We start from the raw sequence: 16,365 nt of genomic DNA on the forward strand, positions 1-16,365 counted from the left end.
TAACTCTTCCCCTTTGGGGAAGGTGGATGGGGCTTTGGTCTCAATTCTAGAGTCTATTTCAGACCCAGAAATCCCAGTATTATCCATTATGGATATGGGAGTGGTACGTTCTGCAGTTATCGAAAACAACCTTGTGAAAATCGAAATCACACCAACATACAGCGGCTGTCCTGCAATGGATGTTATCGGAGACGATATCAAACGTGCTATGCAAAAAGCAGGTTATACGGTCGAAGTAGATTTGATTTTACATCCAGCCTGGACAACCGATTGGATTACACCAAGAGGCAGAAAAGCACTCGAAGATTACGGTATCGCAGCACCATTAGATGCTGAGTCGGACAAATCAGTGTTGCTAGAAGGAAAAAAGTTAGTGAAGTGTCCGCAATGCGGAAGCACAAATACAAAAATGATAAGTCAATTTGGTTCAACAGCTTGCAAAGCACAATTTCAGTGCAACGACTGTCAAGAACCATTTGATTATTTTAAATGTTTGAAATGAAGGGATTACGAACAACAATATATAAAGTTGCAAGTTTAAAAGATGCTAAAGAATGGTACTCCAAAGCATTTAAAACACAACCGTATTTTGATGAGCCCTTCTATGTGGGCTTTAATATTGGTGGTTACGAATTAGGATTGTTGCCAGACGAATCTCAAAAAGGTGACAATGTTCTATCATATTGGGGCGTAGAAAATATTCAAGAAGCTTATCAAGAGTTAATTAGCTTAGGAGCTGCTGAACACGAAGCTCCTAATAATGTAGGAGAGGATATTATGGTAGCAACCGTTAAAGATCCTTGGGAGAATATCATAGGAATTATTTATAATCCACATTTCAAATTACCTTAAAATATGAGTTCGATTCAATCGAAAATAGAGAATAACATTGCTTGGCTTCATTTAAATAGACCAGAAGTCTTTAATAGCTTCAACCGCGAAATGGCATTAAAACTTCAATCAGTTTTAGATGACTGCGAAAGCAATCCAGAAGTAAGAGCTATTGTTTTAACTGGAAACGGAAAAGCTTTTTGTGCAGGTCAAGACCTCAAGGAAGTTACTAGTCCGGAACTAAATCCTGGGTTTAAGAAAATTCTAGAAGAGCATTACAATCCAATAATCATCAGAATTAGAAACATTAAGAAACCAGTTATTGGTGCTGTAAATGGTGTAGCGGCAGGAGCAGGAGCTAACATTGCGTTGGCATGTGATATCGTTGTGGCACACGAAAAAGTAAGCTTCATTCAAGCCTTTAGTTTAATTGGTTTGATACCTGATAGCGCAGGAACGTTCTTTTTACCACGATTGATAGGCTTTCAAAAAGCATCAGCTTTAGCGATGTTAGGCGATAAAGTGTCTGCCGATGAAGCCGAAAAAATGGGAATGATTTACAAAGTTTTATCCTTAGAAAGTTTTGAAGAGGAAGTAAATAAGCTAGCCTTAAAACTCGCTAATATGCCAACATTAGCTTTAGGAAAAATTAAGGAAGCTTTCAATCAATCGTTAACCAATGATTTAGAAAGTCAACTAGCATTAGAGTCAAAATTACAAATAGAAGCAGCTCAAACCGAAGATTACGAAGAAGGAGTTTCAGCCTTTGTAGAAAAACGTAAACCAACTTTTAAAGGAAAATAAATTTTTGTCATTCCTGCGTAGGCAGGAATCTTTTTTTGAATGAACAAAGAACTTCTCATACAAACCCACGAAAGAATAAAACCATTTATTCACAAAACACCTATGTTAACATCACAATTATTAGATGAAATAGCAGGTTGTAATGTGTTTTTTAAATGTGAAAACTTTCAGAAAATGGGAGCATTTAAAATGAGAGGTGCAGCAAACGCGATTTTATCCCTTTCCGATGAAGAAAGACAAAAAGGCGTCGTTACACATTCTTCAGGTAATTTTGCTCAAGCTGTTTCATTAGCAGCTAAAAAAATTGGTGTTAAGGCATATATCGTTATGCCAGAAAACGCACCACAAGCTAAAAAGAATGGTGTAAAAACCTATGGTGGTGAAATTATAGAATGTGAGTCAACACCTGAAGCTAGAGAATTCACAGCTATTAAAATTCAGGAAGAAACTAAAGCGTCATTTCTACATCCATCTAATCAAGATAAGGTTATTTTTGGTAATGCAACAGCAGCAATGGAGTTGTTAGAAGAACAGCCTAATCTTGATGTAATTATAGCACCGGTTGGAGGCGGTGGATTGTTGGCAGGTACAGCTTTGGCTGTTAATCAGTTTGCTCCGAATTGTAAAATTATGGGTGCTGAACCTATGGAAGTTGATGATGCTTATCGCTCTTTAAAATCAGGTAAGATTGAAAAAAATGAAAGTACAAATACCATTGCAGATGGTTTAAAAACGTATTTAGGCGATCGTAATTTTCCAATCATAAAAACTTTGGTTGATAAAATTATCAGAGTAGAAGAACAAGAAATTAAAGAGGCAATGCAACTTATTTGGGAACGAATGAAAATAGTTGTAGAGCCATCAAGCGCAGTAGCTTTTGCTGCTGTTTTAAAGAATAAAGAAGAATTTAAGAACAAAAACGTCGGAATCATAATTTCTGGCGGAAATGTAGATTTGACAAATCTTCCCTTTGGATGATTTGTCATCCTGAACTTGTTTCAGGATCTCAATATAAAAACAAATATGAACGTAGGAATAATCGGTTCAGGAACAATGGGAAGTGGCATCGCTCAAGTAGCGGCTACTGCAGGTTGTTCCGTAAAATTATACGATACTAATCAAGCAGCTTTAGATAAAGCTAAAGCAAGTCTTGAAAAAATATTAAGTAGACTCATTGAAAAAGATCGAATAGATACTGAAGAAAAGAAAAGAATTCAATCAAATATCACTTATGTCGATAGCTTAAAAGCGTTAGCAGATTCAAATCTAACGATTGAAGCTATTGTTGAAAATTTGGATATTAAGAAGAAGGTTTTTTCAGAGTTGGAAAGCTATGTTTCGGAAGATTGTATTATCGCTTCTAACACATCTAGTTTATCCATAGCTTCAATAGCATCATCTTTACAAAAACCAGAACGTTGCATCGGAATTCACTTTTTCAATCCAGCACCATTAATGAAATTGGTTGAGGTGATTCCAGCAGTGCAAACCTCAAAAGAAGTTTTAGATAAGTCTGTTGAAACCATAAAGAGTTGGAAGAAAACAGTAGCTGTTGCCAAAGATACGCCAGGATTTATAGTAAACCGTGTGGCACGACCATTTTATGGTGAAGCCTTACGCATTTATGAAGAAGGTATTGCTGATTTTGCTACTATCGATTATAGTTTAAAATCGCTTGGTGGTTTTAGAATGGGACCATTCGAGCTAATGGATTTTATTGGTAATGATGTGAATTATACGGTAACAGAAACGGTATTTACAGCCTTTTATTTTGACCCAAGATACAAACCAAGTTTTACACAAAAACGCTTAAGTGAAGCAGGGTATTTAGGAAGAAAGTCAGGAAAGGGCTATTATGTTTATGATTCTAATGGAAAAATCATAAATAATTGTCATCCTGAACTTGATTTAGGATCTCATCAAGAATTAGCACAAACTATTTTCGATCGTGTCTTAGTCATGCTTATCAACGAAGCTGCAGATGCATTGTTTTTAAATGTTGCTTCTGCTGAAGACATAGACAATGCTATGACGAAAGGAGTTAATTATCCAAAAGGCTTATTGGCTTGGGCAGATGAAAAAGGAATAGATTGGTGTGTTGCAAAAATAGATGAATTATACAACGAGTATCATGAAGAACGTTACCGTTGTAGTCCGTTGTTGCGTAGGATGAATCAAGAAAGAAAGAAATTTTTTTAATGAAAAAAATACTAGACATCAATTTAGATGATAAATTTAAATCTAGTCTTGGGCTTATTATTACTGGAGGGATAGATGCTCAATATTATGGGAAGATAGAATCTGGAAACTATCTTGAGTTTAATACTGGAAGTAGAAAAATCATAAGAAAGATTAAAGGTGTGGACTATTTTCGTCCACCACATTATTTAGATTTAAAAGATGTAAAGACTAGGTTTCTAGGTTTACTGATTGAATGGGAAAATGAAGAAGAACTAAATATGATTATTGAATCAGATATTCTGAGACAAAAAGCTGTAATTTATAAAGGTAATTAGGTTGAAAGGAGAAGATATACCATATAAAATGTTAAGTCAAGACGCTTTTAGTACTTGGCTAGGCATCGAAATTTTAGAATGTGAAATCGGTCGTTGCCGTGTTGCAATGACTGTTAGAAAAGAGATGTTGAATAGTATGGGAAAAGCACACGGAGGCATCAGTTATGCATTAGCAGATACCGCTTTTGGTTTTGCAGCAAATACTCATGGGAAATTTGCAGTTTCCATAGAAACAAGTATTAACCATATTGAAGCTTTAGAAGAAGGCGATTATTTAGTTGCTGAATCAGTGATAGAAAATGTAAAAAACAGATTAGGATTTAATATTGTAGAAGTCAAAAGAGGAGATGAATTAGTAGCCTTATTTAAAGGTGTCGTATATCGTACTCAAAAAGATTGGTCAGAATAATTTTTAAGCTATAAACTAACCAAAATCAAAAAATTATGAAATGGCAAGGCAGAAGAAAAAGTGGTAACCTCGAGGATAGAAGAGGAATGGGAACCAAAGGCAAAGTAGCAGCTGGAGGTGGACTAATTGCAGTTGTTGTAATTCTTTTACAACTCTTTGGCGGTGAAACAGGTCAACAGTTAGCACCAATTATTGAGCAAGTAGGTAGTGGTCAGGTTGCTCAGCAAACTGAGCAAAGAGAATTAACCGATGATGAAAAAGTTATGGTGAATTTCATGGCTACTGTTTTAGCTGATACTGAAGATGTTTGGAATCGCTTATTTATAGAAAATAACTTAGGAGATTACAAAGAGCCTAAAATGGTTTTGTTTACGGATGCCGTAAGTACGGGCTGTGGCAATGCGTCTTCTGCATCTGGCCCATTTTATTGTCCTGCCGATCAAAAAGTATATATGGATTTAGCCTTTTTTGACGAATTAAAAACACGTTTTGGTGCTAAAGGAGGTGATTTTGCTATTGCTTATGTCACTGCTCATGAAATAGGTCATCACATTCAAACATTATTAGGAACTTCTGCTAATGTTCGTCAGTTACAACAACGTGTTAGTCAAACAGAAGCCAATAGATTGTCGGTTGCTCAAGAGTTACAAGCAGATTTTTACGCAGGTGTTTGGGCGAACCACAACAGAAAATATTTACAAGAAGGAGATATAGAAGAAGCTATGAGTGCTGCCAATGCTGTTGGAGATGACGCTATACAGAGACGTATGCGAGGTTCTGTGTCACCAGATAGTTTTACACATGGTACATCAGAGCAACGCATGCAATGGTTTATGAAAGGTTACAGAACAGGAGATATGCGCCAAGGCGATACATTCTCTGCAATTTTGAATTAAAAATAGTTATGAAAGAAGCATATATAATAGACGGAATTAGAACACCAATAGGAAATTACAAAGGCACATTGTCAGCTGTACGTACAGATGATTTGGGTGCTTTAGTTATAAAAGAAATTGTAAAAAGAAATCCAAATATCCCAAAAGAAGCCTATGACGATGTTATTTTGGGTTGTGCTAACCAAGCAGGTGAAGATAACCGTAATGTCGCTAGAATGGCATCGCTTTTGGCAGGCTTACCGTTTTCGGTACCTGGTGAGACCGTAAATAGATTGTGTAGCTCAGGTTTATCGGCTATAATTCATGCCAATAGAGCAATAAAAGCTGGTGATGGAGATCTCTTTATATCTGGTGGTGTGGAAAATATGACTCGCGGACCTTATGTTATTGCAAAACCATCGAGTGCGTTTGGTACCGATGCTAAAATGTACGACAGTAGTTTTGGATGGAGATTTGTAAATCCAAAAATGCACGAAATGTACGGTACGGACGGCATGGGAGTCACTGCTGAAAATCTTGTTGAGAAATATAATATTTCTCGAGAAGATCAAGATGAATTCGCCTATTGGAGCCAGATGAAAGCGTCTAAAGCACAAGAAAACGGTCGTTTGGATAAGGAAATTATTCCTGTTGAAATACCACAGCGTAAAAAAGACCCAATCATTTTTTCAAAAGATGAATTTGTAAAACCAACAACAACAAAAGAAATATTAGGAAAACTTCGACCAGCTTTCAAAAAAGAAGGTGGTAGCGTAACAGCAGGAAATTCATCAGGATTAAACGATGGAGCTGCGGCAACAATTATCGCTTCAGAAGATGCTGTTAAAAAATATAATCTAAAACCATTAGCACGAATAGTAAGTTCTGCAGTGGTTGGTGTAGAACCAAGAATTATGGGTGTAGGCCCTGTAGAAGCGTCCAACAAAGCTTTGGCTAAAGCAGGTCTAATAATGGATGATATCGATATTATTGAATTGAATGAGGCTTTTGCAGCTCAAGCTTTAGCATGTACCAGAGCTTGGGGATTAGATGATAATGATCCTAGAATTAACCCTAATGGAGGCTCAATTGCTATTGGTCATCCACTAGGAGTTACAGGAGCAAGGATTGCCTATTCAGCAGCTTTAGAATTAAAAGAACAGAATAAAAAATATGCATTAGTAACAATGTGTGTTGGTGTCGGACAAGGTTATGCTGCAGTAATTGAACGTGTAAATAATTAAAGATTTGTCATTCCGCACCTGATGCGGAATCTATCATAAAGTTTCAAGTATGAACAAAATACAACACTACGTCCAAGGACAATGGACCACAGGAAAGGAAGAAGGCGCACCGATTTACGACGCCATTACAGGTGAGCATTTTACCAATTGGGCTGTTGAAGGATTAGATATTCCTGAAATTCTTAATTATGGACGTGCAAAAGGAGGAGAAGTTCTACGTAAAATGACCTTTCAAGAGCGTGGTAATATGCTCAAGAAATTAGCGCTTTACCTTACCAAGCGTAAAGAACAATTTTACGATTTAAGTTATAGAACAGGTGCAACTAGAGTTGATAGTTGGATTGATATTGAGGGTGGTTTCGGTAATTTGTTTGCTAACGCTTCATTACGAAAATTGTTTCCAAATCAACCCTTTCATGTTGAAGGCGATCCAATAGATTTATCTCGTGGTGGACGCTTTATGGCGCATCATATCATGGTACCTAAAAAAGGTGTTGCGGTTCATATTAACGCATTTAATTTCCCAGTTTGGGGCATGTTAGAAAAATGTGCGGTTAATTGGATGGCAGGTGTGCCAGCAGTGGTTTTGCCAGCTCCATCGTCGTCATATTTAGCTGAAGCTGTAGCAAGAGAAATTATCAACTCTGGTATATTACCTGAAGGTGCACTTCAAATTATAAACGGAACCGTAAAAACTGTTTTAGACACTGTTGAATCTCAAGATGTTGTAACATTTACAGGCTCAGCAGCAACAGGTAGATTGTTAAAAGCTCATCCAAGATTGATTGAAGAATCTGTACCTTTCACTATGGAAGCTGATTCGTTAAATGCTTCAATTTTGGGTGAAGATGCTGTTCCAGGAACACCAGAGTTTGATTTGTTCATCAAAGAAGTTAGAAATGAAATGACCGTAAAAGCAGGTCAAAAATGTACGGCGATTAGAAGAATTATTGTTCCTGAAAATCTAGTTGAAGACGTTCAGATAGCTTTGGGTAAAGCTTTAGATAAAGTGACTATTGGAGATCCAAGACTCAAAGAGGTCAGAATGGGATCTTTAGTCAGTAAACAACAAGTTGAAGCCGTAAAAAGTTCCATTTCTGATATCAGTAAAGAAGCTGAAATAGTTTATGGAAATTTAGAACATATTGAAGCTATTGGTGCAGATGCCAACAAAGGTGCATTTATAAGTCCTGTAGTTTTTAGAACTGATAATCCATTCCAAAGTAGTGTTGTACACGAACGTGAAGCTTTTGGGCCAGTTAGTACTATTATGCCTTACAAATCAATAGATGAAGCTGTGCAATTGGCTAAAATGGGTAAAGGCTCGCTGGTGTCTTCCATCGCAACATTTGATGATAAAATAGCAACCGATTATGTTGTAAATGCAGCATCTCATCATGGTCGTATTATGGTCATTAATCGTGAAATGGCAAAGCAAAGCACAGGTCACGGTTCGCCTTTACCATATTTGGTTCATGGAGGACCAGGACGCGCTGGAGGTGGTGAAGAAATGGGTGGCATGCGTGGTATAAAACATTATTTACAGCGCACAGCGATTCAAGGTTCTCCAACTACAATTTCAGAAATCACTGGTATATATCAGCAAAATGCGAAATACAAAGAGGCAGAACAGCATCCATTTAAATATCATTGGGAAGATATTCAACCAGGAATGTCAATGAAAACCCATAACAGAACAATTACAGATACCGATATCATTAATTTCTCAAACATTACTTGGGATCATTTTTATGCACATACAGATATTACATCTTTAGATGGAAGTATCTTTGAAAAGCGAACTGCTCATGGGTATTTCATTATATCAGCTGCCGCAGGCTTGTTTGTGTATCCAAATAAAGGTCCTGTGTCTGCCAATTACGGCTTAGAAGAATGTCGTTTTTTACGTCCTCTGTATCATAACGACACTATTTATGTACGTTTAACGTGTAAGCAAAAAGTAGATAGAGATGTCGCATCAGCAGAACATCCTAGCGGAATTGTAAAATGGTATGCCGAAATTTTTGATGCTACAAATGATGAAAAAGTAGCATTTGCAACGGTATTAACAATGGTTCAGAAGAAACAAGAAACTTTTGTTGAAATGACAGAAGAAAAGATTGAAGAACTATTGCTAAAGCTTAAGCCAGATCTAAAACCAAAATGGGGAATCATGACTCCTCAGCATATGATTGAGCATCTAGAATATACATATAAAATCGCTTCAGGTGAAATTCAGGATTTTGAAGTTGCCACATCAGAAAAGATTTTAGATAAAGTTCATGCGAGTTTATACAATTATCAAAAGTTTCCTCAAAATAGTCAGTTTCCACAATTAGAGAAAGATAAATTAGATGATTTAAAACATCCTGATTTAGAAACAGCAATCGAAAAATTTAAGGAACAACGTGAGAAATATTTAGAGTTTTTTAAAGAAAATCCAGATGCTAAATTGAAGAATTTAGTCTTTGGTGAATTGAATCGTTATGAATCATACTTACTCGAAAGAAAACATTTAAACCATCATTTTGAACAATTTGGTTTGTTGTAATTGTTTTTATAGATACTTCATAAAAGCGCTGCCTTTAGGTAGCGTTTTTTGTTTTGTAAGGAGTCTTTAGTTTTTAAAATATACGATATTCATCGTATGTTTTTGCGTAGGATTTACAGCTAGTTTTGGCCATCAAATCTTACTAAATGAAAAATCTAATTATTGTTGTTACATTCTTAGTGGTGTCATTTTGCAGTGCTCAAGGGAAGCATTTTTGGAAAACACAAAATGATAATACACAGATTCAAATATTGGTAAATGACAGCGAAACCAAAGCGGCTGTATTTACAGGAGATTACTTAACGACTTACAATCTGGAGACAGGAAAACCGCTTACATACCATAGTTTTATTTATGATGATGTAATTAAGTATGATAATGGTGAACACATTACATCTTTTGCAGAAGACCTTTCAATAGTCATCATTTCAAATAAAGAGAATTCATTTTGGTCTTTAAATACCGCTAAAAATAAGTTTGAATTACCTGCTCAATACGATAAAAAGTATGCATTCTCAGGTGTTGATTATGAGGGAAATCCAATTCAATATAAAAAAAATGATAAAAGTCTTTATGTCAATCATCCCTCAGATGATGTAGAAATTGCATCTAAAGTTTCAGATTATAAAGACCTTATTGTAAAACCAAGTGGGTTATTCAGTATTTATACTAAAGAGAATGACAGAAACATCTACATTTTTAATCATAAAACACAAAAAACTTCAAAATTTCCTGAAAAGGATTTTGTGTTAGATGTTGCTTCAAATAGAAACATGAATAACGGAAATTATGTTTACGCAACTCAAGGTGACACTTATGCCATTTATGATATTGAAGCCGAAACAATGGAGAAAAGTAAAAAGGCTTTAACCAATTCTAAAGTGCTAGGAAAATTTAAGAATTGTATCAATAACAACTCAGATAACTCAAATGTTTTTAAAACCAAAAACTACTATTTCGTAGTGGAGGTAGATGATGTTTTAAATAATACCAAGCCTTCAGAAATAGCACAAATACCTTACAAGCTTGTGCAGTACAAAATTAATAATTGTGAGAAGATTAATGAGATTAGATTCAGTTTGCCGCTAGAGGATTTTCAAAATAAACATAAAAAGGTTCAAGATCTTATAATAGCCAAAGAGGCAAAAGAACAAGCTGAAATAGCCAAGGAGCAAGAACAAATAGATGCTAAAGCACCTGTCTTTAAATTTCCTGAGTTAGATAAATACGATTGGAAGCTAGGTCAAAACGGTAAATACTTGGCAATAAATAGTGAAGAAGGAGAGCAAATTGCAATTTGGAATCTTGAAACTATGGAACAAGTCTATAATTTTATTAAACCAGCGAGTAAAGATGGTATATATAACTGGCATTTCGATTTTGAAGAAGATAGAGACAATGCGCTTATTATTGGTATGCAAAGACTATCAGGTACGGGAGATTATGCCATAGTTGATAAGAATAAGCATTTAGACGGTAATACCAATATACCGAAGGATAGAGGTTATGTGTCTTATGTAAATGATCGCGAAGTTGGTATGGTAATTTCGAGATATGAAAAGGATAAAAAAGGACATTTAGATTTTGATAAACCATTGTGGGCGCAATATCAATTTATGAATGTAGATACTAAAGAATGGCATTCAAAAAGATTTCCAGAAGCAAAAGGTTTAGACCTCATTCCAGGGCAAAAAATCTTGTTAGTGCAATATGATAAAAAATATGAATTGTATAAATATAAAGATGTTACGTTCAATAATCTTCAGAAAATAGATGAAGTAAAATCTAGCTATCAACAAGTGAAATTCGATTTAAAAAAGCAAGACATCATATATTTTGTTAAACTGACAAAAAGTGGAATTCCAGACAAAGTTTTGGCATACAACATCAACACTAAACAAAGTCATAATTTAGCACCTGATATTGCAAGAAGTCTTAATTACGAAAATAATGTTAGTCATTATGCTCCTGAAATTGTAGACGTAGTTTCTAATGGATTTAAAGCAAAGAAATTAGTAGTTACCAATTTACAAAACAATACCAAAAGCGAAGTGTTTCTTACAGCACAATCAGCTTCTGAAAAGGAAGACCTAGAAGCACAAATAAAAACTTATCACGAGAATGATTTAGAAAGCCAAATAGAATTGGCTGATAAAGGGTTGAAAGACCAAGAGCGTCGCAAAAACATAAACTTCTTTTTTAGCAATTTTGATTTTGTAGGAACAGGAAAACCGTATAGTCTAGACAAGCTTCGCGGAAGAGATTTAAATAGTATTCCTATTGCAAACGAAATTTTAGGACAAACTTGGGGACAAAAAGCAGCTATTGGTAAGATTAAAGATTGCGGATTTACATGGATGCTGTTCTATGTTATCAACGACCCTAATAATACTGATATTCGTGTTGCCAAGGTTAGTAAAGGTGGAGGGCAGCTTATGGGTAAAAAACACTTGTTAAGTGTGCCTATGGTTAATGGGCAAATTGCAGCAAAAACTAATTTTACATTCTTTAAAACAGCTAACGGAGTTCGGTTCGACTATACCAAAACCGACTTAAGAACTGGTAAATCATCTTCTGGTCAAATCGACTGTGGTTGTGATGCCAACTGGTAATCTCAATGTCTTTTAAAACAAATCTATTATGAAACATATTGTTTTAACTTTTGTGTTGCTTTTGTCTTTATGTACCAAGGCTCAAAATGCACAGCAAGCTCAAGAAAAATTTTCTCAAGGTTATGAAACCAAAAATGTGGCACTTATGGATGTTGCTGCTGATGAGTATATTAAATACAATTCAGATAATAGTTTTGGTTACATATTCAAAGCCTTTGCAGCAATAGCAAAAAACGATTTAACTACAGCAAAACGCTATGCTAAAACTGCGAATCAGATGTTTCCAATGGAGTCTAGCAATTATACTTTGGCGAGTTATATCGCTTTTTTAGAAGGAAAAACAAGTGAGGCTAGTAAATTTATGCATTATGCGTTTCAACTCTCTCCAGATGTAAAAGGTGCAGCATCTACAAAAGAAGAATTAGATATATTAACGGAATTAACTGGTAAAGACTTCTCGGCTTTAAAAACTATTGCAGAAAATGCTGAAAAGGCAACAGCGGGTGCCATTCAGAATTATAATGATTACAATGTTTGTGTTAATCAATGGTACGAAGGTAAAGCTTGTGATCCCTCTCAATATTTAAAGGTTTGGGCAAATTATTCACCTGTAAATCCTTTATTGAAAGATTTTGCAAATGCAACACAAGCTATTGCATATTATTTTGCAGGTCAGTTTGATTTAGCCAAGCCGAGACTAGAAACGGCTATAAATTCGCAATACCTTAATCCATATACAAAAGCTTTATGTTTTGAGCGTTTAACTTGGTATGATAGATACGATCTTAATAAAACATTTCTGTATGCTAATAAAGGCCTAGCGGAAATAGAAAAGTTAGATTTTCCCACTTTAACAAAAGCAGATTTATTGTTCCGTAAAGCTCAAATCGTTGGAGATATGGGTAAACGTGACGACATGCTTCAACTTGCAGAACAGCTTTTAACGTTAGCAACCGAGCTTGGTAACGATTATCACATTATAAATGCCAACAACCTCATAGGCGCTTATTATGTAATGCTGCCAGAATCAAAATCAATTAGTTTAGCCAATAAACATTTGGGTGAAGCTTATGTTTTAGCAAGCAAGAGAAATTTTGAAGATCAAAAAATGAAAGCTGCTGGTAATTATGCTGTTGTGCAGTTTAAAATTGGAAATAAATCAAAAGCCATAGAACTAAATAATGAAGTATACGATTATCATTTAAAAACGAAGAATTGGGCTTCTGCACAAAATGCAGCCAATAACATTGGTTTTATGTTTTATATGAAAAATGATTATAAAAATGCAGCTGATCAATTTCAGAAAGCAGTAGATATAACAGAACAATTCTTACCTAAATTTAATACTCAAGAGCAACTCTATGCTAGAAATTTACATGCAAATGCCTATTCTGGGTTAATAATGTCGCTTCAAAAATTAGGCAATACAAATGAGCTATTCAAAGTTCAGGATATGAACCGAAGCAGAATTCTCCGTCAGAAATTAGATAAGAGTTTGCCACAAATAACATTAGAGCAAGCACAGGCAAAGCTTAGGCCACATGAGGCAATTATATACTATTCTAATGGTGAGCCAGGTCAAATGATAGCAACTTTAATAACAAGTAATTCTGCTGATGTGATAGAACATTTTCCAGTTACTGCATGGCTAAACATGAAAAAACAGTATATCAATAATATACAGGAGAAACCAAATAGTATTAATGGTTATGTTACTAAATTAAATGAAGAAATAATTAATGGTCAAATCTATAGACATTCAGATCCTAAAACTGCATTTAAGGCTAAAGATTATAGAGATTTTGTTGCGTTGTCACGAGAGGTAATGGAGTTGTCAGATGCTCAGTATTTAGATCTTCAGCAAAAAATATTAAAACATTGGTATTATTTTTTAATACAACCTTTAGAAGCTAAACTAGCAGGAAAAACTACGCTTATTATAAGTGCGGAAGGAGAATTGAATGCAATGCCTTTTGAAGCATTTTTAGATGGAAACGGAAAATATCTTTTAGAACGATTTAATGTTAAATATATACCCTCGGCAAGTGTTTGGGCAAGTCTGTCTAACCGAAATTATAGTGAGGACAGAAAACCGCTTTTAGCAATGGGAGGAGCTACGTATAAAGAACCTCAAAGTAGTGCTTCCAATAGCAGATCAACTCAAAGCTACTTTGAGTTGCAGGACCAATTAACCACAAAAATCAATAATAAACAGTCTAATTTAAGTAAAGAATTGGCTGCTTTGGGCTTTGGTGGAGCTAACTATCTACCAGGAACTTTGAGAGAGGTTCAGAATCTTAAAAAAATAATTCCAGAAGCTACTGTTTTGATTGATGGTCAGATGAAAGAAAGCGATATCAAAAGATTGAATAAATCAGGCGAGTTGAATCAATATAAATATGTACACATTGCAACTCACGGATTTGCAAGTAATAGTATTCCTGAACTTTCTGGTGTAATGATGACGCAGCCTGCTAATGGAGATGGGTCTGAGGATACATTTTTGTTAGCTCACGAGATAGCGCAACTAGATTTAAAGGCAGATTTAGCTGTGCTTTCTGCTTGTGAAACTGCATTAGGAAAAAATTATAATGGAGAAGGGGTTAATGGTCTAAATTCAGCATTACTTGTAGCAGGTGCTAATAGTACCTTATTGAGTTTGTGGCCTGTTAATGATGCAGGAACTATGATATTAATGACCGAAATGTATAACAATCTTTATGTAAAAAAAATGAGTGTGGAAGATGCTGTGAATACAGCTAAACGCACAATGCTCAATGGTGTGTATGGCGAGCAATTTCAAACACCAAAAATCTGGGCACCATTTGTGTTGAGTGGAAAATAAACGAATCAATTTAATCTAAGCTTTCGATGGTTTTTCTAAGTTATCATTTAATAGATGATAAGTTTTATTGTAATTTTGAAAACAACATATTAAAATTCAAAAATGAGCCAACCTTACGTAAAATTAGAAATAGAAAACCAAGTAGGATACATCGAGTTTTTCCATCCTGCGCATAACTCATTACCTGGAAATATTCTAGCAGAATTAGCACAGACTATAACCGATGCTGGCAATAATGACGACATTAAAGTTATCGTCCTAAAAAGTGGAGGCGATAGAACCTTTTGTGCAGGCGCAAGTTTTAACGAACTAATCAATATCAATGACGAAGCCACAGGGAAAGTATTCTTTTCCGGATTTGCCAACGTGATTAATGCGATGCGCAAATGTCCAAAATTTATCATTGGTCGCGTGCAAGGAAAAACTGTTGGTGGTGGAGTAGGAGTGGCATCGGCAACCGATTATTGTATGGCAACCAAGTTTGCATCCATAAAGTTAAGCGAGCTAAACGTTGGTATCGGTCCGTTTGTGGTTGGTCCAGCTGTAGAGCGCAAGTTAGGATTAAGCGGAATGTCACAAATCGCCATTGATGCCAATACATTTTATCCTGCAGAATGGGCAAAACAAAAAGGCTTATTTACACAAGTGTTTGATACTACAGAAGCATTAGATGAAGCCGTTAAAACCTTTGCCGAAAATCTTTGCAATTACAATCCAGAAGCAATGAAAGAAATGAAGAAAATCTTCTGGCAAGGTACCGAAGATTGGGACACGCTTCTAGCCGAAAGAGCAGCCATTAGTGGACGCTTGGTATTAAGTGATTTTACAAAAGAAACATTAAAACGATTTAAGTAAAGAGAAGCCCATCCTAACCTTCCCAAAGTGAAGGAACTAGTAAATGTAGAAAATGAAAAAGTATACAAGAGTAAGAACACAGGAGTGTTTTTTCCCTTTGGGGAAATTAAAAGGGGCTGCATTATGATTTACGCATTCCAAGGATACACACCAGTCGTACACGAAAGTAGTTTCGTGCATCCATTGGCAGCAGTCACAGGCAATGTCATCATTGGCAAAAACTGTTACATCGGTCCAGGTGCTGCCATTCGTGGAGATTGGGGACAAATTATTTTAGAGGATGGTGTTAACGTACAAGAAAATTGTACGGTTCATATGTTTCCAGGTAAATCCATTGTCTTAAAAGAAAGTGCGCACATTGGTCATGGTGCTATTATTCATGGCGCCAATTTGGGTCGTAATTGTCTTATTGGAATGAATACCGTAATTATGGATGATGCCGAAATTGGAGACGAATGTATCATTGGCGCCATGTCGTTTATTAAAGCTGAAACCAAAATTCCGTACCGAAGTTTAGTCGTTGGTAATCCAGCAAAAGTCATCAAGCAGGTAAGCGATGAAATGATTGCTTGGAAAACAAAAGGTACACAACTATATCAGCAATTACCAGCCGATTGTCATGAATCTTTAAAAGCAGTAGAGCCACTTCGTGAGGTTCCTCAAAATATGAAAGTTCAAGATAACATATATAAAACGCTTCGAGAAACGTTTAAAAAGTAGGTTTGTCATTTCGACAGAGCGAAGAATGAGAGACGAAAAATCTCATCATCCTAGTAGGTTGTATTAAATTAAAAGATTGCTACAGCTTTTGTCTGCGTAATAT

Annotated in this window: 14 protein-coding genes; all 14 read left to right on the forward strand. The window is 35.5% G+C overall.

The annotated features are described in order from the left end of the window. The first annotated feature begins 13 nt into the window (after positions 1–13). The 14 genes from paaD to AC2H4K_RS11015 all read left to right on the forward strand — a co-directional run bounded on the left by paaD (position 14) and on the right by AC2H4K_RS11015 (position 16,262). Positions 14–502, forward strand: coding sequence for a 1,2-phenylacetyl-CoA epoxidase subunit PaaD (gene paaD / locus AC2H4K_RS10950; protein ID WP_281138869.1), 489 nt, complete (start codon positions 14–16; stop codon positions 500–502). Next, positions 499–852: a VOC family protein gene (locus AC2H4K_RS10955; RefSeq protein ID WP_281138868.1), complete on the forward strand. Its 354-nt coding sequence runs from the start codon at positions 499–501 to the stop codon at positions 850–852. The genes paaD and AC2H4K_RS10955 overlap by 4 nt, the downstream gene beginning before the upstream one ends. A 3-nt stretch (positions 853–855) precedes the next feature. Continuing rightward, a complete protein-coding gene (locus tag AC2H4K_RS10960) occupies positions 856–1,635 on the forward strand; it encodes an enoyl-CoA hydratase-related protein (RefSeq protein WP_281138867.1) in 780 nt (259 codons plus the stop codon). A 39-nt stretch (positions 1,636–1,674) separates the two neighbouring features. Then, positions 1,675–2,613: a pyridoxal-phosphate dependent enzyme gene (locus AC2H4K_RS10965; RefSeq protein WP_281138866.1), complete on the forward strand. Its 939-nt coding sequence runs from the start codon at positions 1,675–1,677 to the stop codon at positions 2,611–2,613. Between the two features lie 45 nt (positions 2,614–2,658). After that, positions 2,659–3,834 carry a 3-hydroxyacyl-CoA dehydrogenase NAD-binding domain-containing protein gene (locus AC2H4K_RS10970; protein WP_281138865.1) on the forward strand — a complete coding sequence of 392 codons (1,176 nt, stop codon included), beginning with the start codon at positions 2,659–2,661 and terminating at the stop codon, positions 3,832–3,834. Continuing rightward, complete coding sequence (locus AC2H4K_RS10975) at positions 3,834–4,151, forward strand: hypothetical protein (RefSeq protein ID WP_281138864.1); 318 nt, start codon at positions 3,834–3,836, stop codon at positions 4,149–4,151. Before AC2H4K_RS10970 ends, AC2H4K_RS10975 begins: the two co-directional genes overlap by 1 nt. Position 4,152: 1 nt before the next feature. Further along, positions 4,153–4,560 carry a PaaI family thioesterase gene (locus AC2H4K_RS10980; RefSeq protein WP_281138863.1) on the forward strand — a complete coding sequence of 136 codons (408 nt, stop codon included), beginning with the start codon at positions 4,153–4,155 and terminating at the stop codon, positions 4,558–4,560. A 35-nt stretch (positions 4,561–4,595) separates the two neighbouring features. Beyond that, positions 4,596–5,456 (forward strand): KPN_02809 family neutral zinc metallopeptidase, encoded by an 861-nt coding sequence (ypfJ, locus tag AC2H4K_RS10985; protein ID WP_281138862.1) that lies wholly within the window; start codon positions 4,596–4,598, stop codon positions 5,454–5,456. A gap of 8 nt (positions 5,457–5,464) precedes the next feature. Continuing rightward, on the forward strand, positions 5,465–6,679 hold the full coding sequence (gene pcaF, locus AC2H4K_RS10990) for a 3-oxoadipyl-CoA thiolase (RefSeq protein ID WP_281138861.1): 1,215 nt from the start codon (positions 5,465–5,467) through the stop codon (positions 6,677–6,679). A 49-nt stretch (positions 6,680–6,728) separates the two neighbouring features. Continuing rightward, on the forward strand, positions 6,729–9,230 hold the full coding sequence (gene paaZ, locus AC2H4K_RS10995) for a phenylacetic acid degradation bifunctional protein PaaZ (protein WP_281138860.1): 2,502 nt from the start codon (positions 6,729–6,731) through the stop codon (positions 9,228–9,230). 146 nt (positions 9,231–9,376) lie between these two features. After that, entirely contained in the window at positions 9,377–11,842 is a 2,466-nt protein-coding gene (locus tag AC2H4K_RS11000; protein WP_281138859.1) for a hypothetical protein, read from the forward strand. A gap of 28 nt (positions 11,843–11,870) precedes the next feature. Beyond that, positions 11,871–14,687, forward strand: coding sequence for a CHAT domain-containing protein (locus AC2H4K_RS11005; RefSeq protein ID WP_281138858.1), 2,817 nt, complete (start codon positions 11,871–11,873; stop codon positions 14,685–14,687). Between the two features lie 102 nt (positions 14,688–14,789). Next, the gene (locus tag AC2H4K_RS11010; protein ID WP_281138857.1) at positions 14,790–15,542 is read left to right on the forward strand and encodes an enoyl-CoA hydratase/isomerase family protein; all 753 of its coding nucleotides are present in this window, start codon (positions 14,790–14,792) and stop codon (positions 15,540–15,542) included. A gap of 123 nt (positions 15,543–15,665) precedes the next feature. After that, positions 15,666–16,262: an acyltransferase gene (locus tag AC2H4K_RS11015; protein WP_281139332.1), complete on the forward strand. Its 597-nt coding sequence runs from the start codon at positions 15,666–15,668 to the stop codon at positions 16,260–16,262. The last annotated feature ends 103 nt before the right edge of the window (positions 16,263–16,365 follow it).

The organism is Winogradskyella sp. 266wxhm, from assembly GCF_058964685.1.